A 24,783-nucleotide genomic window follows, 5' to 3' on the forward strand; every position below is an offset into this window, starting at 1 on the left:
AAAAAATCCGCTCATGATTGCTCATAAGCGGATTTCTAAATACTCTTATTTCTTTTTAAAGTTTTATGAATTTTTTGATTTGTTTGCCTTTTTCAGATTCAATACTTATGAGATAACTTCCTGCTTCCAATTGGTCAACATTCAACGAGATTTCATTGTCATTATTTAGTTCCGATGAAGACTTGATTAATTGGCCAAGCTGATTATAAATTGCAATCGATTTTATCTGATAAAGGTTTTCAAATTTAAGGCTAATTCTATCCTGTACAGGATTTGGATATAAAGTAACAGCATTGTTCTGATTAAATTCATTTATGTCGGCTGTCGACATATCTACTACAGTAGCGCAATTTGTGCCGGTGTATACGATCACATTTCCACTGCTGTTATAGTTGGTATGAACCAAATTATTCTGTTCGCCGTTGTCTACACAAATTCCAGTTAAAGAAGGAAGGTTTTCAAATCGGAAAGCAAAATTCAGCATATCAGGATCACTGTGAGAGTAATGATTGTTTTTTACGTTTATAAAGTTCAGATTTGGATTGTTGCTGCAGAAAAGCTGTTGCACTCCGCTCTGACTACAATCTATCGTAGAAAGTGGTGTTCCCTCAATTGCTAAATGGTAAAGTGTGGTAAGCCCATCCATGTTTATTGAAGTTAATGGATTATAGCTGCATTCCAAATAAGTAACTGAACTTAATGGACTTAAATCGACAGTAGTAATTTGATTTGCTTCAAATAAGAGGAAGGTAATAGTACTTAATCCTGTAAGATCAAGCGTCGTTAAATTATTGTTAGAACAAACTACTTCACGGATTTGTGTTAGCCCGTTAAGATTTAAGCTGGCTAACTGGTTAGAGTTACAAACAAGATATTTTAAGGCTGGTAAAGTACTTACGTTAAGGCTTGGCAGCACATTCATGCTGCAATTCAGTGATTGTAGATTCGGATTGTTATTAAAACTTAAACTGCTGATATGGTTGTCGTAAAGGAACAACTCGGTAAGGTTTATAAAATTATCTGTTGAAAGGGACGTTAAATTATTATGGTTGCAATTAATTTTTTTAAGGGTCGCTAACCCCGAAATATTCAAAGTTGTAATTTCGTTATTGTTGCACTTTAATTCTTCTAGTAAAGATAAACTGCTCACATCTAAATTTGTTATGTGATTGCCTGCACAGTTTAATTTTTTAAGATTGGTAAAATTTTGTATACCATCAAGACTAGCAATATTGCCGGGGTTGAGAACATTAGATGAGGCTACATTTATGGAAACGATGGTTGCTGTTTCACTAACTTCAATTTCATTATTACTGTTTAAGTCAATTACTACATTATTTCCGAAAGCATTTTGGGCAACACTGTTTAATGTATTTGCGGATAATAATTTGGCCTTAAAAGCAGGATCGGAGATAGTGATTATCTGCGCTTTTACTGAGATTGCAACTAACACGAATGAAAATATAAAGCAATACTCTCTCATATGAAGGTTATTTTTTACAAAGATAGTTGTTTTTTTTAAAAAAATCCGCTTATGAGCAATCATGAGCGGATTTTACATTTAAACCAAAATAAACTTCTTAATTATTTACAAACAAAAGTTCCTTATTTAAAATTGAAAGTTCTTCCATGCATTGTTTCATCATGTTGTAGGTTCTTTCAATATCATTATCTAACCCGATAGAAAAACGAATTAATCCGTCTGTTAATCCCATTTCTTTTTGTTCGTCAAGCGGAATTTCAGAAGATGTTGAAGTTCCTGGTGCGCTGAATAAAGTTTTGTAAAACCCTAAACTCACTGCCAAGTAACCCAAGTTTCTTTCCTGCATTAATTCCATCAAAGCGTTGGCTTTGTCTAAAGAACCAACATCAATGGTCATCATACCTCCAAATCCGTATTCCGGATTAATCATGGTTTTGTAAATTTCATGACTTGGGTGCGATTTCAATCCCGGGTAAACCGTTTTGATTCCGTCAGCTTCAAATTTTTCAGCCAAATACTGTGCGTTTTGACTGTGTTGTTTTATACGGATATGAAGCGTGCGAAGGTTTTTCATCACAGACGCCGAACGCATACTGTCCATTGTCGGACCTAATAACATACTGGCACCGTCATTTACATTTTTTAAAGCGTTGATGAATTCCTGTGAAGCACAAACCACACCACCAACAGTATCACTGCTTCCATTGATGTATTTCGTCAAACTGTGGATTACAATATCAGCACCTAATTTAACAGGCGCAACAGATAATGGCGAGAACGTGTTGTCTACCACCAATTTAATATTATGTTTTTTTGCTATTTTAGATAAAGAAGCGATGTCGGCAACTTCCAATAAAGGGTTGCTCACCGTTTCACAGTATAATACTTTTGTATTTGGAGTGATAGCGGCTTCAACCATGTTCAATTTTGTAATATCAACAAAAGTGGTTTGTACGCCCATTCTTGGAGCGAAGTTCTTTAAGAAGGCATATGTTCCGCCATAAATCGTACGACTTGAAACAATATGATCGCCGTTTCCGCACAATTGTAATAAAGTAGGAGTGATTGCGCCCATTCCTGATGCAGCTACGTTTGCGCTTTCGGTTCCTTCCATTGCCGCTAAAGCTTTGTCTAGGTATAAATTACTAGGGGAAGAATGACGGGAATACAAATAACAACCTTCCGCATTACCTTCAAAGGTGTCAAACATCGTTTTAGCTGAAAGGAAAGTATATGTTGAACTGTCAGAAATAGAAGGGTTTACTCCACCAAATTCGCCAAAATACTGTAAATCCTGAATTTTGTCTGCCGGATTAAATTTTTCCATAAATAAGTATTTTTTGTATGTTGTTTCAGTTATATAAAAATCAAAATAAGTTTATTTAAGAAAAAAAATCAACCGATGTTTTGATAATTAGATAATAAAACTATTAAAATTCATTTTTAAAGATGAAATTTGGATTCAGTTTGTTAAATTTGAACCTTTAACCAAAAAATAATCTTCCGATGACATTTGACGCAATCGATAAAAAATTACTGAAACTGTTGCAATCAGACAGTAAACAGACAACAAAAGAGCTTTCACTGAAATTGAATCTTTCGGTTACTGCCGTGTACGAACGTATCAAAAAACTGGAAAAAGAAGGTATAATTGATAAATATGTTGCTTTAGTCAACAAAAACAAGATTGAAAAAGGGTTTGTGGTATTCTGTCATCTGAAATTATTGCAGCATACCAAAGAATTCATCAATCAATTTGAGAAAGAAGTAGTACAGTTGACTGAAGTATTGGAATGCTTTCACGTAAGTGGTGATTACGATTATATCCTGAAAGTGTGTGTTAAAGATATGGAAGAATACCGTGAATTCATGGTTACAAAATTGACCACATTGCAGCATATCGGAAGTACGCACAGTACTTTTATGATTGGTGAAGTAAAAAACACTACAGCTTTTTATATGTAAAAGATTACATTTTTTTGAAAAATATTTGTGTAATGTAAATAAAGGATTACTTTTATGCTTATTAATCAAAAAAATAAATTTATGAAAACTAGACTTCTAAACATTAAAGGTGTTGAAGTGCTTTCCAGAGAAAGTCAAAAAATGATTCAAGGATCCGGAAAAGGTAACCCGGATTTATCCCTTTGCGGATGTTCATGCAGCGGTTCCGTTACAGGTCCGGATTATTGTGTACAATATATAGCATGCCCGCAAGTGTATACTTGTAAGGATGAGATATAACTATTTCCCTAAAAATGCGAAGCCCTAAAAGAGATTTTAGGGTTTTTTTATGTGGTTTTGTGTGATTTTCAATGCCTGGTTGAAATTCTGTAATAAAAAGAAATCATCTTTATTTTCCTAAAATAAACCAACTCGGTATAAACAAAATTCCTTAATTTTGTCACTCGAATTTTTTAAAAACACATCATAAAATAAATACTATGAGTTCATTTGACGTAGTTGTTATTGGTTCAGGTCCCGGCGGGTATGTAGCGGCAATCCGTTGCGCACAGTTGGGAATGAAAACAGCCATTATCGAAAAATATTCAACCCTTGGAGGTACTTGTCTTAATGTAGGATGTATTCCGTCTAAAGCATTGTTGGCTTCCTCTCACCATTACGAAGAATTACAGCACTTTGCAGATCATGGAATCGAGGTTTCGGGAGACGTAAAAGTGAATTTGGAGAAAATGATTGCCCGTAAGCAAGCAGTTGTTGACCAAACTTCAGGTGGAGTAAAATATTTAATGGACAAAAACAACATCACTGTATTCAATGGTGTAGGTTCATTCGAAAATGCAACTACAGTTAATGTTACTAAAGCAGATGGTTCAGTAGAGAAAATTGAAGCTAAGAACACAATTATTGCAACAGGTTCAAAACCATCATCTTTACCATTCATCAAAATTGATAAAGAAAGAATCATTACATCTACCGAAGCTTTAAAATTAACAAAAGTCCCAGAACACCTAGTAATTATTGGTGGTGGAGTAATCGGATTAGAGTTAGGCCAGGTATACTTACGTTTAGGCGCTAAAGTTTCTGTTGTTGAGTTCATGGACAGAATCATTCCGGGAATGGACGGAGGTTTATCTAAAGAATTGACAAAAGTGTTGAAAAAACAGGGAATGAAATTCTACACTTCTCACAAAGTACAAGCTGTTGACAGAGCTGGAGAAGGTGTGGTTGTGAAAGCTGAAAACGCAAAAGGAGAAGTGATTACTTTAGAAGGTGATTATGCTTTGGTTTCAGTAGGTCGTCGTCCTTACACAGACGGATTAAACGCTGATAAAGCCGGTGTTAAAATTACAGAAAGAGGTCAGGTTGAAGTAAACGATCATTTACAAACAACAGCTTCTAACATTTATGCTATCGGAGACGTAGTTCGCGGAGCAATGTTAGCGCACAAAGCTGAAGAAGAAGGAGTAATGGTTGCTGAATATTTAGCAGGTCAAAAACCACATATCGATTATAACTTAATCCCTGGTGTAGTTTATACTTGGCCTGAAGTTGCTGCTGTTGGTAAAACCGAAGAGCAATTGAAAGAAGCAGGTGTAGCTTTCAAATCAGGAAGCTTCCCGTTCAAAGCATTAGGTCGTGCGCGTGCAAGTGCTGATATCGAAGGTTTTGTGAAAATCCTTGCTGATGCTAAAACCGACGAAGTTTTAGGTATCCACATGATTGGTGCCCGTGCGGCAGATTTAATTGCTGAAGCAGTAACAGCAATGGAATTCCGTGCTTCTGCTGAAGATATTTCAAGAATGTCTCATGCACACCCAACGTTCGCTGAAGCTATCAAAGAAGCAGCATTAGCAGCGACGGATAACAGAGCATTACACGTGTAATCCTGAATTATATTAAAATTTAAAACCCGTCTCGCTGTTAGCAACGAGACGGGTTTTCTTTTTTTATTGAAAATAGCTAACTGCCAAATATTCCTTTATAACTTTCCCAGCTGCTGTAAATAAGAAAAACATTTCCCAAAAAGACAAACATCGCAATTGGAAGTCCCGCCGGTATCAAAAAAACATTCATAAGCAAAATATTGATGGAAACCGGTAAAAATACAAGACTGAATAACTTAATGAATTTCCCGGTAAGGAAAGATAACCCACTCAGTAATTCAATGATTTTTACCAATGTTAGCAAATATTTTGTGGCTTTGAATCCTTCAAAAACGGTTTTCAGGTCGCCTGTAAGTGCCGGTTGTTCCCCATAGGTCAAAAAGTACGAAATGGAAGCAAACAGCAACAGCGACCCCAAGAGTACCCTGATGATTATAGTTGCGACTTTCATAACTTTTATTATTTTAAAGGTTTCTACTACAAAGTTAATGAATTAATTAACAGCATGTTATATTTTAGCTTTTCGTTTTGTAGTATTTTTTGTAAATAAAGTAACCTCCGAAAAGAATCAGGATAAAGCCCCACAAACTAACTATAAAAGCAATGATATTCTCCAGGAAATACCAGCCTGTTTTTAAAGAATCCCACAGCTGTAAACCAATATGTGGTCGGTAGGAATCAATACTTTCCTCACTGGCCAGCATTTCGTGTTTGATAGCTTCGTTCTGATAAATCTGAAGGTTTAGCGTGCTGAAATTAACCTGATCCTTCAGCGAAATATTTTTCAATTTACTATTGTCGTTCTGTTCTTTTCTGTCAGCAAGAGTTTGTTCGCCATCTAGTACGGAATTAAGTTTCTTTCCTTTGGTGTCAATCGCTTTTTCAAGTCTTTTATCGTTGGACACAGATCGGTTCTGTGCCATCTGGTTGGCTAGTAATTGCAGTGAAACATCATCGGCTTTAATGATCCTGAAATCCAGAAAGTCAATCTGTTTTGCAATCGTTTTGATTACCGTATCCATTTTGGTGTTCGGAACCCGAATGGTTATGTCGTTTTTGACCTGGTACCTTATGGTTTCTAAAATAATGTCCTTGCTGACTTTGGTCTCGTTTCTTTCCGAAATTTCACTCTGCAGATTGGTATAGGTGACAAAACCTCCAAATTTAGTCGTAGCATCTTCAATCGCATAAGTCGATTTAGCAACGTTTTTGACTTTGAATTTTATCTCGGCCGTCCTTATGAATTTCCTGTCCGAATCTTTTTTCTCAACTGCGGCCGAAGACGAAACGACTTCGGGTGAAACGGTTTCGGTAGTTTCTGATGGGGCATAATCTACTTTTTCTTCCATTTTTTCCTTGCAGGAAACAGCTATGCCAAATACAAGCAAAGCCAGGCCAAGTCCGGTGACTGTTTTCATAAAATTACTATTTAAAGGGTTAGCATTACTTAATGTTGTAATAGTAATTTTCAGTCAATAGGTTCCGGCTTTATTTGGTTGATTTTATTGTTTTGGTTTCAATAAAAACCGTGCCAGAAATTTCGTAATCCAGATTAGGTATTAAATTTATTTTTTACAAGTTATTTTATTCTTGATGAAGTGATGGTTACATCGGCTGTTGCCCAGCTTTTTGCAATCAGTTGTTCCATTTCTTTTACTTTTTCTTTGTTGTTGAGTTTTTCATAAGCCAATTTCAATCCATGATAAGCCCAGCCATTTTTCGGTAATCGTTTTAGATCTTCTTCATAAACTTTAATGGCTTCATTGTATTTGCCGTCTTCAATAAAAATGGTTCCTAAATGATGGCGCACAGAGAAAAACCAATCCGGTGGTTCATTGTAATTCAGGCCATCTTCAATAACGATGGCTTTTTGAAGCGCATGGATGCTTTGGGTATAGTCTTTTTCGTGAGCTAAAATTTCAGCATCCAATACTTTGGCTGCAATATTTACGATTGAACTCATTGAATTTATTTGCCAAATGGACATTTTTTCAAGTGATTTGTCGTTGGCTAACACCTGCAGTCGTATCAATTCGGATTTGGCTTTGCGTAAATCATTTTTTCCTAAATAAGCCATTCCTCTGGCATAGTGTGAAATAGCTTTTGGGTATTTTAAAGTGTCCGAAACCAATTTCATCTTCAGGATATCATCCCATTTTCCAAATTTCACCGAAACGAAGTACGGAATCATATAATAATGCTGCAAGGTTTCCAATCCCGGAATTATCATGTTTTTAGGATGTACTAATTTTGCTGTTTCATTGGCACCAACCATTGCCCATTTCGAGTTGCCTTCCAGGGTGGCTGTTCCCGCCATGAAATGATAATTGTGAGGATAGTAGCCGATTGGATAAGCGCCTTGCGCATGGCACATGGTCACATAAGCACTGTCTACTTTACAGGCATTAATGTTGGCCATGGTACCTTTGTGATAATCGCCAGTTCGGATATAAATGTGAGAAGGCATGTGTGCCAAATGTCCGAAAGCAGCCGCATTTCCGTCATCAAAGAATTTGGCGGAGGCATAACCTTGCTGTGGTGTATTGGAAGCCTCAACGGCATGAATGTAAAAATGGTTCGCGCCAATGTGTTTCGGATCTTTCTTCAAAATTTTCTCCATCAGAGAAACAATTTCAGGAGTCCAGGGTTTCGGGGTTCCGTTTTTTTCGTATAAATCCCAAGGGTGTAAATCCATCACGGATTCGGCATACAACGCATTTATATTGATATCATCAGGAAATTTGCTGTTAACTTCCTTCATTGCATTCGAATAGGCAATGTCCAAACTGTGTCGGTCCTCAACAGGTTTTTCCACATAACGTTTTGAAAGCGCCTGAATGAGTGCTTTTTCCTTTTCAGAAGCTTTATCCAGGAGTTTTATAGCCTGCTGTATGGCTTTATAGGCTCGTTCATAATTGTCAGGTTCCATTCCTGCGTTGTAATTAGGGCCGAGCACATAAGCAAATCCCCAAAAAGCCATGGCACATTCAGGATCAAGTTTTGTGGCATAATAAAATGATCGGGCAGCTTCGGCGTGATTAAAACCATAAGCCAGCGCTAATCCCTGATTGAAGTACTTTTGCGCTTCCGGATTCTTGGTGGTTATCGGATAATCAATAACATCCATGCCTTTGAATAATGGCGCTTTGTTTTCGGATTCATACCATTTTGAATCAACAACCGGAGGAGCACAACCCATGCTGTTCGTTCCGGCAATCGGTTTTTCTGTAGGCTCCGGAGTGTTTTTTTTACATGAAAAGATAATGATTGAGGCTAACAAAAGGAAGAAGGCTGCTTTTTTCATGATCTCGGATTTAGTGTGAAAATACGTTTAAAGTTACTTAAAATCAATGACTTATTAAATTGAAGGAAAGATTATTTGGAGCGAATGGTTTGGGAATTATCAGTAATCCGTGTTCCCGTTTTCCGCTCTATCCGCCTCGTCAGAAAAAACGAGGCGGGATGCCACTTCAACCGGGGCTAAAGGAAAAACCTCGGCATACTTATGAACTTGGTAAAATCTTTGCAAACTTTAGAGTTAAGCAGTACATTTACCTTTTAAATAACACTATTTGAGAACTTCTGTTTTTAAACATATTTCGGAGCCTGATTCTTTTAAAACGCGATTATTGGCTTGGTCGCAACAATTTCGTGAGGTCGTTTTTCTGGACAGTAACAAGTATCCGCAGCAGTATGGAAGTTACGATGTTGTGCTGGCTGCTGATGCATTTACGTCGATTAAAACCGATTATCTCAATGCTTTTGAGGATTTGAAACAGTACCAGCAGCAATCGAAAGACTGGCTGTTCGGCTATTTGTCTTATGATTTAAAAAATGATACAGAAGATTTAAAGTCTCAAAATTTTGATGGCCTGTATTTTCCGGATCTGTTCTTCTTTCAGCCAAAGAAACTTTTTCTGTTGAAAGGGAATGAACTGGAAATATGTTATCTGAACATGTGCGATGATGAACTGGATGATGATTTTACAGAAATAGTCGAAAAGGAAAAGGAAAAAGGGAAAAGTAGTCATGCAATAAATATTGAACAACGTATCTCAAAGGAAAGTTATCTTCAAAAAGTAAACGAAATGCTTTCTCATATTCATCGCGGTGATATTTACGAGGCTAATTTCTGCATGGAATTCTTCGCTGAAAACACCGAAATAAATCCGTTTGAAATTTATGAAAAGCTAAATGCCATTTCGGAACCTCCGTTTGCAGTATTTTTTAAGAATAGCATCAACTATCTACTATCAGCATCGCCTGAGCGTTATCTTCGCAAAGAAGGGTTGAAAGTTATTTCACAACCTATAAAAGGTACGGCTAAAAGAATTTTTGATGCGGAAATGGATGAACAGTCCAAAAAAGAACTGTCTGAAAATCCGAAAGAACGCTCGGAGAATATCATGATCGTCGATTTAGTCCGCAATGATTTATCGCATACTGCCACAAAAGGCTCTGTTCAGGTAGAAGAATTATGTGGAATTTATACGTTTAAGCAGGTTCATCAGATGATTTCAACAGTCGTTTCTGAGGTTAAAGAATCGACTTCTCCTTTGGAAATTATAAAAACCACTTTTCCGATGGGAAGCATGACCGGAGCACCGAAAATTTCGGCCATGAAAATAATTGAAGAACTCGAGGAAACCAAACGCGGTTTATACAGTGGGGCAGTAGGTTATTTCACCCCAAACAACGATTTCGATTTCAATGTGGTGATCCGCAGTATTCTCTATAATTCCAAGGAAAGATATGTTTCCTTTTCCGTTGGCAGTGCCATTACGGCAGCATCCAAACCAGAAAATGAATACGATGAATGTCTGCTGAAAGCCAAGGCAATGCGGGAAGTGTTGAGTTAATTTTCATACATTTGCGCATGCTTTCAAAATTTCAAAATCATATCAGCAAAAACCTTTCTTTTCTAAAAGGGAAAAAACTCCTTTTGGCTGTTAGCGGAGGTGTTGACAGTATGGTTTTGGTTCATCTCTTGCATCAGTTACAATTTGATATTTCGGTTGCACATTGCAATTTTAATTTAAGAGGTGATGAGAGTAATGGAGATGAAGGTTTCGTAAAATCATTTTGCAAAAAATCAGGTATTGGTTTTTTTGTAATTAATTTTGAGACAAAAGAATATGCTGATTTACATAAACTGTCAATTCAGGTATCGGCACGTCAACTTCGTTACAATTGGTTTAATGAGTTGCTGGAAAAAGAAGGCTTTGATTTTTTGTTGACAGCACATCATTTAGACGATTCCATCGAAACGTTTTTAATCAATTTCACCAGAGGAACAGGGCTGGACGGATTAACCGGAATTCCACAGCAAAATGATAAGATTGTACGTCCGCTTTTGATTTTTACCAGAGAAGAAATTGAAAACTATGCCAAAGAAAATCAAATAGGGTGGAGGGAGGACAGCAGCAATGCATCCGACAAATACCTTCGCAACAAACTCCGCCACAAAGTCATTCCGGTTTTAAAAGAACTCAACCCGGGTTTTTCAGGTTCGTTTTTGCAGACACTTGAAAATCTTCAGCAATCGGAATCTATGGTTGATGACGCTTCACGGATTGTTTATCGAAAAGTAGTAGAAGATATTGATAATCAAAAGAAAATTAATCTTTCAGAATTAATGGTTTTGCCTAATTATCAGGCCTATTTGTATCAATGGTTGAAGCCTTTCGGGTTTACTGCCTGGAACGATATTTACGATCTGGTTGAGGCACAATCAGGGAAACAGGTTTTTTCGGAACATTATCGACTGCTAAAAGACCGTAACACGCTTATTTTAACTGAGAAAAAAGAAATTGATAAGGAAGTTTATGCTGTTTATGAAGAGGCAGAAAACAGTAAAATTCCATTGAAAATATCGGTTTGTGACAAAGGAGATATTACTTTCGGCAACAAAGACTGTATATTTGCTGATAAAGATACGTTAAAGTTTCCTTTAGAATTTCGAAAATGGGAAGAAGGTGATTACTTTTACCCCTACGGAATTACCGGAAAGAAAAAGCTCAGCAAGTATTTTAAAGATGAAAAATTCTCGCTGATTGAAAAAGAAAACACATGGCTTTTATGTTCTGAAAATCAGGTGGTTTGGGTGGTTGGAAAACGAGCCGACAGACGATTTTCAGTTAATGAAAAGACACAAACTATTATAAAAATTGAATTAAAATAATGAGGAAGTTAAGCGCCCTGCTGGTATTATTTTTTGTTTTTTTGAGTGCTCAGGCACAAATTCTTAACCCGGTTTCCTGGAAAACTTCGGTGGAAAAGAAATCGGATACTGAAGTGGTTTTGATTTTTGATGCCGTTATCGAACACGAATGGCACATGTTTTCCCAGTTTACACCAGAAGGTGGTTCTTCACCATCTGTTTTTAATTTTAAAAATGCGAAAGGAAACTATGAACTAGTTGGAAAGACAAAAGAAAGCCCATATAAAAAAGTATACAGCGATATTTTCGAAGTAGACGAATACATGTTCGAAAACAAGGCGCAATTCCGTCAGACGATAAAAGTTACTAATCCTAATCTGAAATCAGTTTCAGTTACTGTGGAATATCAGGTTTGTAAAGAAGCGTGTATTCAACAGGATAAAACTTTCGACATTAAATTACCGGCTTTATCAGTAAAACCATCAGAGGTCGTTGCTGCAACAGCGGTTGTTGATACTGCTTTAGCTGTTACCGAAGTAAAAACAGATTCGGTTCCTACTTCAGAAAGTAAAGAAACTGCAATAACAACACCTGTCGCAGAAAATGAGCACCCTGCTAAGAAAAAAGCAGAAGAGAAAGGTGTTTTCATGATTTTCATCCTTGCATTCTTCTCTGGATTTGCAGCATTACTTACTCCGTGCGTTTTCCCGATGATTCCAATGACAGTGAGTTTCTTTACCAAGCAGAGTAAAACAAAAGCGCAGGGAGTTAAAAACGCCATTATTTATGGAATTTCAATCATTTTTATCTATGTTTTATTAGGTTCATTGGTTACAGCGATTTTTGGTGCCGATGCCTTGAATGCCTTGTCGACAAACGTTTGGTTTAATCTTATATTCTTTGTTTTATTGGTGATTTTTGCTGCATCATTTTTGGGTGCTTTCGAAATCATGCTTCCAAATTCATGGGCTAACAAAGTAGATCGTCAGGCGGACAGGGGAGGGATTATCGGAATCTTGTTCATGGCATTAGCCTTGGCAATAGTTTCGTTCTCTTGTACAGGGCCAATCGTCGGAACATTATTGGTTGAAGCTGCTTCTAAAGGAGGATTTGCTCCAATCATTGGTATGCTTGGCTTCTCAATGGCTTTAGCTTTACCTTTCATGTTATTTGCTATGTTCCCGGGTTGGTTGAATTCTTTGCCAAAATCCGGAGGTTGGTTAAATACGGTAAAAGTATTTTTAGGGTTTTTAGAATTGGCTTTAGCATTCAAATTCCTCTCCAATGCTGATTTGGTTCTTCAGATGCATTTATTGGAAAGAGAGATTTTCTTAGCAATATGGATTGTTATTTTCGGAACCTTAGCGTTTTATTTGTTCGGGAAGATTACCTTGCCGCATGATAGCCCGCTTTCGCATATTTCAGTAGGAAGATTGCTTTTAGGATTATTGGTTTTATCCTTCACGATTTATTTGATTCCAGGACTTTGGGGCGCTCCATTGAAATTGATCTCAGGATTCCCGCCACCAATGACTTACAGTGAAAGCCCGTACGGTTTAAGCGGTTCAAAAGGAAATGGAAACGCCACTGCACAAATCTTGCCTAACGGAGCACATTTAGGGGCTCATGACATTGTGGCTTTTGAAGATTATGAAAAAGGTATGGCTTATGCCAAATCGGTTAATAAACCGGTTCTTTTGGACTTTACCGGATTTGCCTGTGTGAATTGCCGTAAAATGGAAGATTTCGTATGGTCAAAACCCGAAGTTCTTTCTATATTAAAAGAAAAAGTAGTCCTGATTTCATTGTATGTGGATGATAAACGCGAATTACCTAAAAACGAACAGTATACATCCAAAGAAACAGGAAAAGAGATCATAACCGTTGGTAATAAATGGAGCGATTTTCAGATTACAAAATATAAGGCGAATGCCCAACCATATTATATAGTTTTAGATACTGAAGCAAATAGTTTATCAGAACCTGTTGGATATACTCCGGATGTGACTGAGTACAAAAAATGGTTAGAAGACGGGATTGCTAAATTCAAAAAATAAAAAAAGCCACTCGATTGAGTGGCTTTTTTGTTATTTAAGGATATGCTGACTTAAAATCTGATATACCTCGTTGATATTATTGTCTTTACCAAATTGTTTTTTGATTGGAAGTGTTTCCCCGGTTACCCAAATTTTTAGCTCGGCGTCCAAATCCAATAAGCCTGCGCTTTCTTTTGAGAATTTCTTGATGCTTGAATATGGGATCGACTGATAATCCACTTTTGAACCTGTTAACCCTTGCTTGTCAACCAAAATCAAGCGTTTGTTGGTAAATACAAACATGTCGCGAACAATTTTGAATGCTTTTTCAATGTGTTCTCCGTTAATCAGGATTGGTTGAAATTCTTGTGAAATTTTTTCAGTGCTTACTTCCGAAGCGTTGCCCATGATGGCGTTAAATAATCCCATAGTTTTTATTATGTATTTTGTTTTGCTAAATATATAAAAAAAATCATACGCTAAATCCGCATTAAAAAAAATACAAAAACATAAGACTTGACAACAAATTATAACAAAATTGTATTGCATAGAAAATTATGTTTATTACTTTTGCGGGCAATTATGAAAAGATTCATAAAATACTTCTTTATTCTTTTCACAACCTTATTGATTGGCAACACTGTTTTTGCCAATTCCTTTAAGGACGATGTTCCGTTTGGAAACATCAAAGCGCTAAATAACGAGACAGAAAGTTTTTCGGGTTTAGATTCGGACTTAAATACGCACTTCAAACATTATTTCTCGGCACTTGAGGACAACCAAGATAGAATCGAGTTGCCCGAGACCGAAAATGATACAGAAGATTCCAATACTTCTCTACCTTTTCACAATTTCAACGACTACTCCAATTTCTTCTCCGGTATTCTTTCCGGAAGTTATATTACCTTTAAAGAAAAAGGCTTAGACTCTTGTAAGTACACATCTTACTTATCTACAATCGAATCTTTTCACGTGATTTTCTGCGTGTTCAGAATTTGATTTTTACCCACAAACAGCTTTAAAATAATCAACACCTTGTAGTATTATCAGCATCTGACAGTACCACAAGAGCCTGTTTATTATTCTCAAAAATCAATTTAATCATTTATCGTTATTTATTATGGCTAAAAGAATTTTAATGCTTGTTAGCTTGTGTGCCCTTTGGTTCAATACAAGTTGTGAGTCTAAAAAAGAAGAAAAAGAAGAAAAAACAAAATTTTTAGTTACTACCCCAATTCAAAAAGATACTATTACCACTAAAAACTACGTGTGTCAGATACATGCAATAAACCATATCGAATTAAGAGCCCAGGAAAGAGGTTACCTTCAAAAGATTTTTGTAGACGAAGGACAGTCCGTTAGAAAAGGGCAATTGTTATTTCAGATTATGCCTAATCTGTATCAGGCAGAAGTGCAAAAGGCACAATCAGAAGCTAATTTCGTTCAGATCGAATACCAGAACACCAAAAAATTAGCAGAGAAAAATGTAGTTTCTCCTAACGAATTAGCAATGGCTAAAGCAAAATTAGACAAGGCCAAAGCGGAATTAGCGTTAACCAAAGTACACCTTCAGTTTACAGAAATCAGAGCACCATTTGATGGTATTATCGATAGATTCCATGTACGTTTAGGAAGTTTATTGGAGGAAGGCGATTTGCTGACCAATATATCCGATAACAGCAAAATGTGGGTTTACTACAATGTTCCTGAAGCTGAATATTTGGACTATAAAATACGAGAGAAAAACAATGGTAAAACGAGAGTTAACTTGTTAATGGCCAATAATGAGTACTTCAATCATATTGGTGTGGTGGAAACCATTGAGGCCGATTTCAACAACGAAACCGGAAACATTTCATTCAGAGCCACGTTCCCAAATCCTCAAGGATTATTGCGACACGGAGAAACCGGAAGTATCCAAACTATCCTTCCTTTGAAAAACGCCTTATTGATTCCGCAAAAAGCCACTTTCGAAGTGCTTGAGAAAAAATACGTATATGTGATTGATAAAGAAAATAAGGTAAGATCAAGAGCTATTACTATTGCTGCTGAATTACCACATATCTATGCTGTAAACAGCGGTTTATCCCAAGGAGACAGAATTCTTCTTGAAGGATTACGTATGGTTAAAGAAAACGAAAAAATTGAATGCAAAGTTGAGGATCCCGAGTATGTGTTGTCTCATTTGGAACTATATGCTGAATAATTTAAAATCGAAAAGAAAGAAAAATGTTTAGCAAATTCATACACAGACCTGTATTCGCGATTGTCATTTCAATCATGATACTTTTTGTGGGATCGTTGGCCATCAAACAGATGCCTATATCTCAGTTCCCGCAAATTGCCCCTACAACAGTAAATATTTTTATTGCATATCCCGGCGCCAGTGCCGACGTATTGGTAAAATCTACCCTGATTACCCTGGAAAACTCCATAAATGGTGTTGAGGGCATGCGTTATATTGCAACTGATGCTACCAGTGCCGGAGAAGCTACTTTGAGAATTATTTTCGAACCCGGAACAGATCCCAACGAAGCAGTTGTTAGGGTGAAGACCAGGGTCGACCAGGTCATGCCACTCTTACCCGAGCTGGTGCAGCGTGAAGGTGTTGTAATTACGCCTATCCAACCAAGTATGTTGATGTACGTGAATCTTTATTCGAAGGATAAAAACATGGATGAGAAATTCCTGTACAATTATGCCAGCGTAAAAATGATTCCGGAAATCAACCGACTTAAAGGTGTTGCCCGTTCCCAAATATTAGGAAGTAGAACGTATGCGATGCGTGTTTGGTTAAATCCAGAGCGTATGAGAGCTTATAACATTTCCGTTGAAGAAGTTATGGAAGCGATGGGTGAGCAGAGTATCATCGGACGTCCGGGGCGAATCGGGCAAAGTTCGGGTATCGCAGCCCAGTCGTTGGAATACGTTTTAACCTATAAAGGAAGATTCAGCGAACCTAAAGAGTACGAAAACATAATCATTCGCGCTAATTCAGAAGGTGAGAGCATACACTTAAAAGATATTGGTAAAGTAGAATTAGGAAGTGAATTCTTCGACATCTACTCTAATTTAGACGGTCATCCTTCAGCGGCTATCGTATTAAAACAAAATTACGGAAGTAATGCAAGTGAGGTAATTGAAGAAATCAAAGGAAAACTGGAAGAAATGAAAGAATCATTCCCTCCCGGAATGGATTATAAAATCAGTTATGACGTTTCTCAGTTCCTTGATGCTTCCATCGAACAGGTAATCGATACGCTGCGAGATGCTTTCATCCTTGTTGCTTTTGTGGTATTTGTCTTCTTAGGCGACTGGCGCTCAACCTTAATCCCAATTTTAGCGGTTCCGGTATCATTAATCGGTGCTTTCTTTGTGATTCAGTTTTTTGGACTTTCCATTAACCTGGTAACCCTTTTTGCCCTTGTACTTGCTATCGGTATTGTGGTAGATGACGCCATAGTCGTCGTAGAGGCCGTCCATGCGAAGTTTGAAGAATTTCCCGATATTACACCATACCAAGCGGTTAAAAAAGTATTGAGTGAGATCACTGGTGCGGTAATCGCTATTACAGCGGTAATGGTTTCCGTTTTCTTACCGATTTCCTTTATGTCCGGACCTGTTGGTACATTCTACCGTCAGTTCTCTATTACCATGGCGAGTTCCATCGTTATTTCGGCACTTATCGCACTTACCCTTACGCCGGTTTTATGCGCTATGATGCTGAAAAACCATCACGGACATGAAAAGAAAGGTAATTTGTTTACCAAAGCTTTAGACCGTTTCAATGCCGGTTTTGACAAACTTACCGGAAGATATGTAGCTATTTTGAAATCTATCGTAAACAGAAGATGGTTGACATTCGGAATATTACTTGCATTCTGTGCCGGTATTTTCTTTGAAAATCAAATCCTGCCTTCAGGTTTCATCCCTATTGAAGACCAGGGTACAATTTATGCCATTATTCAAACGCCGCCGGGTTCAACATTAGAAACTACCAATCAGGTTTCACAAAAACTTCAAAAGATTTGTAAAACGGTAGATGGAGTAGAATCGGTTTCATCGTTGGCGGGTTATGAGATTATGACCGAAGGTCGTGGTTCTAATGCCGGTACTTGTTTGATCAACCTTAAAAAATGGTCAGATCGTAAGCATTCGGTAAAAGAAATCATGGAAGAACTGGAGGAAAAATCTAAAGGTCTAGGGGCAATAGTGGAATACTTCGAACCGCCGGCCATTCCGGGATTTGGATCTTCGGGAGGTTTCTCAATGCGTTTGTTGGATAAAAATACCACAACCGATTACCAGGACTTCGATAAAATCAACAAAAAATTCATGGAAGACCTTGGCAAACGCAAAGAGTTAACCGGATTGTTCACCTTCTTTGCTGCCAATTACCCGCAATATGAATTGGAAATCAATAACGAGCTGGCAATGCAGAAAGGAGTTTCCATTGGAAAAGCAATGGAAAACCTGAACATTTTGATTGGTAGTACATACGAACAAGGTTTCATCAAGTACGGGCGTTTCTTCAAAGTTTACGTTCAGTCCGATCCGAAATTCAGAAGGCTTCCATCAGACATCCTTAACCTTTTTGTTAGAAATGACAGAGGCGAGATGGTTCCGTATTCAGCATTTATGACACTTAAAAAAGGTCAGGGGCCTAACGAGATTACCCGTTATAACATGTACAATTCGGCCGCAATTCAAGGACTTCCGGCAAAAGGATATACTACTGCCGATGCCATTAAAGCTATTAAAGAAGTAGCCGAAGTGTCATTACCGAAAGGTTATGATATTGCCTGGGAAGGATTATCGTTTGACGAAGCAAGCAAAGGAAATGAATCGATTTACATTTTCGCTATTGTATTGTTGTTCGTTTACTTCGTGTTAGCGGCACAATATGAGAGTTTTATCATTCCGTTATCGGTTATCTTGTCGCTACCTGTGGGTATTTTCGGTTCGTTCATGCTTCTTCAGTTGATGGGACTTGAGAACAATATTTATGCACAAATCGGACTCATCATGCTCGTCGGATTGCTCGGTAAGAATGCCGTACTTATTGTGGAATTTGCCCTCCAGAAGCGAAGCGAAGGCTTTACGATACTCGATGCTGCGATTGAAGGTGCGAAAGTACGTTTCAGACCAATTTTGATGACTTCATTTGCGTTCATCGCCGGATTGATTCCATTGATTATTGCTTCAGGAGCGGGAGCTATCGGTAACCGTACCATTGGTGCTGCTGCTCTGGGTGGAATGCTTTTCGGAACCATTTTCGGGGTACTTATTGTTCCTGGATTATATTTCATTTTCGGAAGTTTGGCTGACGGTAAAAAATTAATCAGAGACGAAGAGGAAAGTTCATTAACAGAGAGCTTTGTACATCAGGTAGATGATTTTAAATTAGGTAATCATACAGAAGAAGAGCACGATGAGAATAAATAAGAAATATAAATTCCAATACATTGCAATTGCTGCCATTTTGTTGAGCGTTGCAAGTTGTAAAACGTCCAAGGTGGCGGAAAAAACAGCTAACACTAATGTGCCTGAACAGTATACCACTGCTCAGGACACTGTTAACTCCGGAAAAATTTCCTGGAAAGACTATTTCAAGGACAGCCATTTGCAATCGTTAATTGAAACTGCGCTGAAAAACAACCAGGAGTTGAATATCACAATGCAGGAAATAGAGATTTCTAAAAACGAAATCAAAGCCCGTAAAGGAGAATACCTTCCGTTTGTTGGAGTAAAAGCAGGTGCGGCTGTTGATAAAGTTGCCCGTTACACCAACATAGGTGCTATGGAAGCCACTACCGAAATCAAACCCGGCAAGGAAATGCCCGAACCGCTTCAGGATTATGGTATAGGCCTTTATGCCAATTGGGAAATTGATATCTGGAAGAAACTCCGTAATGCTAAAAAAGCGGCGGTAAACCGTTACCTTTCATCTGTAGAGGGTAAAAACTTCATGGTTACCAATTTAATTTCCGAGATTTCAAATTCTTACTACGAGTTATTGGCATTAGACAGTCAGTTGCAAATCGTAAATCAGAACATTGAAATTCAAAGCAACGCTTTAGAAGTCGTAAAATTGCAGAAAGAGGCGGCTAGGGTTACTGAATTGGCGGTGAAAAAATTTGAAGCCGAAGTTTTAAAAACCAAAAGCCTTCAGTTTGAAATTGAGCAAAAAATCGTGGAGACCGAAAACAAAATCAACTTCTTAGTTGGCCGCTTTCCACAGCATATTGAAAGAAATACCACCGCGTTTAACGATTTGTTGCCAAATGTGGTTCATGCCGGTATTCCATCTCAGCTTTTAAAAAACAGACCGGATATCCGTCAGGCGGAATTTGAATTGGCAGCTTCAAAACTGGATGTGAAATCGGCCAGAGCACGTTTCTATCCAACAATAGGAATTACTGCCGGAATTGGCTATCAGGCATTTAATCCTGGTTATCTTTTTAATCCGGAATCGTTATTGTATTCCTTGGCTGGTGATTTAATGGCACCGCTAATCAATCGAAATGCAATTAAAGCGAGTTACAATACTGCCAATGCAAAACAGGTTCAGGCAGTTATTAACTATGAAGAAACCATTTTGAAGGGTTATATCGAAGTGGCTAATCAGGTTTCAAAAATCAGTAACCTTGAAAAAAGCTACAACTTAAGATCAAAGCAAGTGGAAGCGCTTACAACTTCCGTTTCAATCTCGAACGAATTGTTCCGTTCTGCCCGTGCTGACTATATGGAAGTATTACTTACGCAACGTGATGCTTTAGAATCTAAATTTGATTTAGTGGAAACCAAAATGCAGCAACTAAATGCGATGGTTAACATTTATAGAGCTTTAGGTGGCGGATGGGAATAAATTAGTTAGTTACTAATAGTTGGTTAAAGCCATTATGCAGTTTCTGTATAATGGCTTTTTTGTTTTTATGATAGTGTAAACTCCTTATTGCGGAAGAAATCTCGCTACTTCGGAGAGAAAACTCCTTACTGCGGAGAGAAATCTCGCTACTGCAGAAAGAAATCTCGCTACTGCAGAAAGAAAACTCGTTACTGCGGAGAGAAATGTCGCTACTGCAGAAAGAAATCTCGTTACTGCGGAGAGAAATCTTGTTACTGCGGAGAGAAATCTTGTTACTGCGGAAAGAAATCTTGTTACTGCGGAGAGAAAACTCGCTACTGCGGAGAGAAAACTTGTTACTGCAGAAAGAATTATTGCTTCCGCAGAAAGAAAGCTCCTTACTACACTGTGAAAATTCCTTGACTACAAGCGTGTAGTTTAAAAGAAAACAAAACGTACTTCTTTTTTATACCATAAATTTTTAAAGTATAAGAAAAATACTATTTTTGATAAAATTTATACGCCATGTTAGTTAAAGTATTTGGAGGTTCCGTTTTTGGAGTCGATGCACAATTAATCACAATTGAAGTAAACATAGATAAAGGAGTAGGCTACCATTTGGTAGGATTGCCCGATAATGCCATAAAGGAAAGCAGTTACCGTATAGCTGCCGCTTTAAAAAATAACGGTTATCAACTCCCCGTTAAAAAGATAACCATCAATATGGCTCCCGCCGATTTAAGAAAAGAAGGTTCCGCCTATGATCTTACTATTGCCATCGGTATTTTGGCAGCTACAGGCCAGATAAAATCAGAAGAAGTAGGTAAATACATTATTATGGGTGAACTTTCCCTCGATGGTGGAATGCAACCCATAAAAGGAGCTTTGTCAATCGCCATAAAAGCAAAAGAAGAAGGCTATAAAGGTTTTTTTTTACCCAAAGATAACGTCAAAGAGGCCGCCATAGTGACCGGACTTGATGTGTACGGCGTTGAAAATGTGCTGGAAGTGATTGATTTTTTCGAAGGAAAAGGAACATTGGAACCTACCGTAATCAATACCCGTGAAGAATTCTACAAAACCCTGGATTATCCCGAATTTGATTTTGCCGAAGTAAGAGGGCAGGAGTCAATCAAGCGTTGTATGGAAATTGCCGCTGCAGGCGGACATAATCTTATCCTGATTGGTCCTCCGGGAGCGGGGAAGACTATGTTGGCCAAGCGATTGCCGAGTATTTTGCCTCCAATGACGTTAAAAGAAGCTTTGGAAACCACAAAGATTCACAGTGTGGCAGGAAAGGTAAAAGATACCGGGTTGATGAATCAGCGGCCGTTCCGGAGTCCGCACCATAATGCGTCCGCAGTGGCTTTGGTTGGAGGAGGAAGTTACCCGCAGCCCGGAGAAATTTCCCTGGCACATAATGGTGTTTTGTTTTTGGATGAATTGCCCGAGTTTAAACGCGAAGTTTTAGAAGTGATGCGACAGCCTTTGGAAGACAGGGAAGTCACAATATCCAGAGCCAAGTTTACAATAACATATCCATCTTCGTTTATGTTGGTAGCCAGCATGAATCCGAGTCCGGGCGGGTATTTCAACGATCCTGATGCACCGGTAAGTTCTTCGCCTGCTGAAATGCAACGGTACTTGAGCAAAATTTCCGGACCTTTATTGGATCGAATCGATATTCATGTTGAAGTAACTCCGGTTCCGTTTGAAAAATTGTCTGATACCCGAAACGGAGAGAGCAGTGTGGAAATAAGAAAGAGGGTAACTAAAGCAAGAGAAATACAGTCCAAACGGTTTGAACTTTTTGAAAGTATCCATTATAATGCGCAGATGGGATCGAAACAAATCCGTGAACATTGCTCTTTGGATGTAACCTCACTTCAATTGTTGAAAACGGCAATGGAACGGTTAAATCTCTCCGCACGTGCATATGACAGAATATTAAAAGTGTCCCGAACCATTGCTGATTTGGATGGTTCGGAAAAAGTGGAATCCAACCATATTTCGGAAGCGATACAATACCGTAGCCTTGACAGGGATGGATGGTTAGGATAGGTTTGCGTATTTTTATTTATAAAGTTTTTGAAAGGATTTTTTTGACGTTTTAACGATTTTTCAATATCGTGTCATATCTTTTGATGCTTTGTTTTGTAAGTTTACTTGTGTAGTTGTTAAAAACTTTAATGATTCAATAGAGAAAATTATGAAACAAAAAATTTTAACGCTGGCTTTAATGGCATCTTTTCTACTATTCTCAGGATGCTACCCCGACGGAGCGGAAAATACGGAAGATTTTGATATTGTTTATACATCCTACGATCAAGGATACAATTTTCAAAATGCCGGAACGTATTCTATGCCTGATGAGATTGTAATTTTGGGAGACAGTGAAGAACCAGAGTTCATTCCTGATATCTATGCTGACGAAATTATAGCTAATATTGAGCGTAATCTTTCAAATTTGGGATGGACCAGGGTAACCAACGATGCTAATCCCGATGTACAGCTTTTATTAGGATCGTGGACCACTACAACTATTTCCTATTGGGGTGGCGGATATTGGTGTTATTGGGATCCATACTATTGTGGAGGAGGCTGGTACTACCCATATCCGGTAGTGACCAGTTATACCACGGGAACCTTAGTAATGGATATGGTTGTTAATCAGACGGCTGGAGGTAAAAAAGGGGTATGGACAGGTGCCCTCAATGGATTGTTTGAAGGTAACTTTGATGGATCTAGAATTACCAAAGGGATTAACCAGGCTTTTGCACAATCTCCTTATTTAAAAATCAATTAATTGAAGCTAGTATGAAAAAGATATTTTTTACACTTTTGGTTTTTGGATGTTTATCAACTTCCATAACATATAGTCAGAGTAAGAAACATGTTTATATCCTGGAATATTCAGTGGGATTGGGTACCGATTTTATAGATAATGCCAGTTTCAGAGGGATTGGATTTGAATATCGAAATATGATAAAACCCAACATTGGCGTTGGGGTCGGTTTCGGATACAACTTTTTCTATGAAGAAAAGGATTATGATACATATACTAATGGAAATGAATCATTTTCAGGAAAGCAATTCCGTTACCTACACAATATTCCAATGATAGTGGCAGGTGATTACTATTTTAAACCGAATGAAAAAATCAATCCTTTTGTGGGATTTGGAATTGGAGGTAATTATATATTTAAAAGGACTGAAATGGGGGTTTTCCTGATTGATGATGAAGCTTTCCAATTCGCAATGAGACCTGAAGTAGGAGCGATCTTTCAAGCCGGACCAAATGCCAATATCTCATTCACTGCTAAATACCTTATAGGTACAGATGCAGATGATATAGATGCGGTAAACTACTTTGCTTTGAATATAGGATATGTATTTTAAGGTAATAGAGTGAACCAATAGTATTTCAGATAGTTCAAAAATGAATTAAATGTTTTTCAATACTTTATTTGATTTAGTTATAAAAAAAGTCTGGATTCTTCTCAATCCAGACTTTTTTTATGTTTAAAAGTAATTGAATTAACATGTTATCTCAGTTCTTCTGCGAAAGTATCCCCTTGTTTAATATCCCCGGTTTTATAACCTTTCATAAACCATTTCATTCGTTGTTCTGAGCTACCGTGTGTAAATGATTCCTGATTCACATGTCCCTGCATTTTGGTTTGAATGGCATCATCTCCAACGGCATTGGCAGCGCTCAAAGCTTCTTCTATATCGCCTTCTTCTAAAAACTGTTTGTTGTAATAAGCCCATACTCCGGCATAAAAATCGGCCTGAAGTTCTAAACATACGGATAATTTGTTAGCTTCCGCTTCACTTTTGCTGCTTTGCAACTGCCTTACTTTTGCCGATGTTCCCAAAAGGGTTTGCACATGATGTCCTACCTCATGGGCCATAACATAAGCTATAGCAAAATCTCCGCCTTTGGCTCCAAATCGTGTTCTGAGTTCCTCAAAAAAGGCCATATCCATGTATACTTTCCTGTCCCCGGGACAATAGAACGGTCCGGAAGCCGAAGTTGCTCCACCGCAAGCAGTCTGAACCTGATCAGTAAATAAAACCATTTTCGGCTTTTCGTAGGTCAAATTGTTTTCCTGAAATATCTTAGTCCAGGTATCTTCCATAAAGGCAAAATTAGTTTTTACGAAATCACCAATTTCAACCTCTTCAGCGGTAAGTGCTCTTTGTTCCGTCTGTTGGGGTTGACCTTGTTGCATTTGTTCTAAAATAGGGGTCAGTTGCTGGGCGTTTTCTCCTCCAAAAAGATTTACAAGTAAAATTATGATACCGACAATTCCACCGCCAACCAATGTTTTGCCTCCGGTAGACATTCCTCTGCGGTCTTCAACATTGTCACTTTTTCTGTTGCCTTGCCATTTCATAGGAATAAA

The 24,783-nt window shown here is 37.9% G+C and carries 20 protein-coding genes; 13 read left to right on the forward strand and 7 right to left on the reverse strand.

Annotated features, from left to right (window positions below):
* Positions 1-55: 55 nt before the first annotated feature.
* The gene (locus FEDK69T_RS01295; protein ID WP_162147233.1) at positions 56-1,483 is read right to left on the reverse strand and encodes a T9SS type A sorting domain-containing protein; all 1,428 of its coding nucleotides are present in this window, start codon (positions 1,481-1,483) and stop codon (positions 56-58) included.
* A gap of 97 nt (positions 1,484-1,580) precedes the next feature.
* On the reverse strand, positions 1,581-2,810 hold the full coding sequence (locus FEDK69T_RS01300; protein ID WP_023572328.1) for an aminotransferase class I/II-fold pyridoxal phosphate-dependent enzyme: 1,230 nt from the start codon (positions 2,808-2,810) through the stop codon (positions 1,581-1,583).
* Between the two features lie 179 nt (positions 2,811-2,989).
* Here FEDK69T_RS01300 and FEDK69T_RS01305 point away from each other — a divergent pair, with 179 nt between their 5' ends.
* From FEDK69T_RS01305 to lpdA, 3 genes are all read left to right on the forward strand, one after another.
* Entirely contained in the window at positions 2,990-3,448 is a 459-nt protein-coding gene (locus tag FEDK69T_RS01305; protein WP_023572329.1) for an Lrp/AsnC family transcriptional regulator, read from the forward strand.
* Between the two features lie 81 nt (positions 3,449-3,529).
* Complete coding sequence (locus FEDK69T_RS01310; RefSeq protein ID WP_023572330.1) at positions 3,530-3,727, forward strand: hypothetical protein; 198 nt, start codon at positions 3,530-3,532, stop codon at positions 3,725-3,727.
* 200 nt (positions 3,728-3,927) lie between these two features.
* Positions 3,928-5,331: a dihydrolipoyl dehydrogenase gene (lpdA, locus tag FEDK69T_RS01315; protein WP_023572331.1), complete on the forward strand. Its 1,404-nt coding sequence runs from the start codon at positions 3,928-3,930 to the stop codon at positions 5,329-5,331.
* 76 nt (positions 5,332-5,407) lie between these two features.
* Here lpdA and FEDK69T_RS01320 read toward each other — a convergent pair whose 3' ends face one another.
* From FEDK69T_RS01320 to FEDK69T_RS01330, 3 genes are all read right to left on the reverse strand, one after another.
* Positions 5,408-5,782, reverse strand: a complete 375-nt coding sequence (locus FEDK69T_RS01320) for a hypothetical protein (RefSeq protein WP_023572332.1) — start codon at positions 5,780-5,782, stop codon at positions 5,408-5,410.
* A 64-nt stretch (positions 5,783-5,846) separates the two neighbouring features.
* Complete coding sequence (locus FEDK69T_RS01325) at positions 5,847-6,749, reverse strand: DUF4349 domain-containing protein (protein WP_023572333.1); 903 nt, start codon at positions 6,747-6,749, stop codon at positions 5,847-5,849.
* Positions 6,750-6,910: 161 nt separating this feature from the next.
* Complete coding sequence (locus FEDK69T_RS01330) at positions 6,911-8,635, reverse strand: tetratricopeptide repeat protein (protein WP_023572334.1); 1,725 nt, start codon at positions 8,633-8,635, stop codon at positions 6,911-6,913.
* Positions 8,636-8,903: 268 nt separating this feature from the next.
* Between FEDK69T_RS01330 and FEDK69T_RS01335 the strand changes: the two genes are divergently transcribed.
* Genes FEDK69T_RS01335 through FEDK69T_RS01345 form a run of 3 tightly spaced genes read left to right on the forward strand, consistent with a single transcriptional unit; the run spans position 8,904 to position 13,548 of the window.
* The gene (locus FEDK69T_RS01335) at positions 8,904-10,190 is read left to right on the forward strand and encodes an anthranilate synthase component I family protein (protein WP_023572336.1); all 1,287 of its coding nucleotides are present in this window, start codon (positions 8,904-8,906) and stop codon (positions 10,188-10,190) included.
* Complete coding sequence (gene tilS / locus FEDK69T_RS01340; protein WP_316949000.1) at positions 10,148-11,512, forward strand: tRNA lysidine(34) synthetase TilS; 1,365 nt, start codon at positions 10,148-10,150, stop codon at positions 11,510-11,512. The genes FEDK69T_RS01335 and tilS overlap by 43 nt, the downstream gene beginning before the upstream one ends.
* Positions 11,512-13,548: a protein-disulfide reductase DsbD family protein gene (locus tag FEDK69T_RS01345; protein WP_035629868.1), complete on the forward strand. Its 2,037-nt coding sequence runs from the start codon at positions 11,512-11,514 to the stop codon at positions 13,546-13,548. Before tilS ends, FEDK69T_RS01345 begins: the two co-directional genes overlap by 1 nt.
* A 30-nt stretch (positions 13,549-13,578) precedes the next feature.
* On the opposite strand, the gene FEDK69T_RS01350 is transcribed toward FEDK69T_RS01345, so the two are convergent.
* Entirely contained in the window at positions 13,579-13,956 is a 378-nt protein-coding gene (locus FEDK69T_RS01350; protein WP_023572339.1) for a PH domain-containing protein, read from the reverse strand.
* 153 nt (positions 13,957-14,109) lie between these two features.
* Here FEDK69T_RS01350 and FEDK69T_RS01355 point away from each other — a divergent pair, with 153 nt between their 5' ends.
* From FEDK69T_RS01355 to FEDK69T_RS01385, 7 genes are all read left to right on the forward strand, one after another.
* Positions 14,110-14,526 (forward strand): hypothetical protein, encoded by a 417-nt coding sequence (locus tag FEDK69T_RS01355; RefSeq protein WP_035629867.1) that lies wholly within the window; start codon positions 14,110-14,112, stop codon positions 14,524-14,526.
* A gap of 121 nt (positions 14,527-14,647) precedes the next feature.
* The gene (locus FEDK69T_RS01360; protein ID WP_035629866.1) at positions 14,648-15,733 is read left to right on the forward strand and encodes an efflux RND transporter periplasmic adaptor subunit; all 1,086 of its coding nucleotides are present in this window, start codon (positions 14,648-14,650) and stop codon (positions 15,731-15,733) included.
* Between the two features lie 23 nt (positions 15,734-15,756).
* Positions 15,757-18,972 carry an efflux RND transporter permease subunit gene (locus FEDK69T_RS01365; RefSeq protein WP_035629865.1) on the forward strand — a complete coding sequence of 1,072 codons (3,216 nt, stop codon included), beginning with the start codon at positions 15,757-15,759 and terminating at the stop codon, positions 18,970-18,972.
* Positions 18,959-20,395, forward strand: a complete 1,437-nt coding sequence (locus FEDK69T_RS01370) for a TolC family protein (RefSeq protein ID WP_035629864.1) — start codon at positions 18,959-18,961, stop codon at positions 20,393-20,395. The genes FEDK69T_RS01365 and FEDK69T_RS01370 overlap by 14 nt, the downstream gene beginning before the upstream one ends.
* Before the next feature lie 504 nt (positions 20,396-20,899).
* Positions 20,900-22,435, forward strand: coding sequence for a YifB family Mg chelatase-like AAA ATPase (locus tag FEDK69T_RS01375; protein WP_023572344.1), 1,536 nt, complete (start codon positions 20,900-20,902; stop codon positions 22,433-22,435).
* A gap of 148 nt (positions 22,436-22,583) precedes the next feature.
* Positions 22,584-23,180 (forward strand): DUF4136 domain-containing protein, encoded by a 597-nt coding sequence (locus FEDK69T_RS01380; RefSeq protein ID WP_023572345.1) that lies wholly within the window; start codon positions 22,584-22,586, stop codon positions 23,178-23,180.
* Positions 23,181-23,191: 11 nt separating this feature from the next.
* The gene (locus FEDK69T_RS01385) at positions 23,192-23,773 is read left to right on the forward strand and encodes an outer membrane beta-barrel protein (RefSeq protein WP_023572346.1); all 582 of its coding nucleotides are present in this window, start codon (positions 23,192-23,194) and stop codon (positions 23,771-23,773) included.
* A gap of 146 nt (positions 23,774-23,919) precedes the next feature.
* On the opposite strand, the gene ypfJ is transcribed toward FEDK69T_RS01385, so the two are convergent.
* Positions 23,920-24,774 carry a KPN_02809 family neutral zinc metallopeptidase gene (gene ypfJ / locus FEDK69T_RS01390; protein WP_023572347.1) on the reverse strand — a complete coding sequence of 285 codons (855 nt, stop codon included), beginning with the start codon at positions 24,772-24,774 and terminating at the stop codon, positions 23,920-23,922.
* Positions 24,775-24,783: the final 9 nt, after the last annotated feature.

This window comes from Flavobacterium enshiense DK69, assembly GCF_000498495.1.
GTDB lineage: Bacteria > Bacteroidota > Bacteroidia > Flavobacteriales > Flavobacteriaceae > Flavobacterium > Flavobacterium enshiense.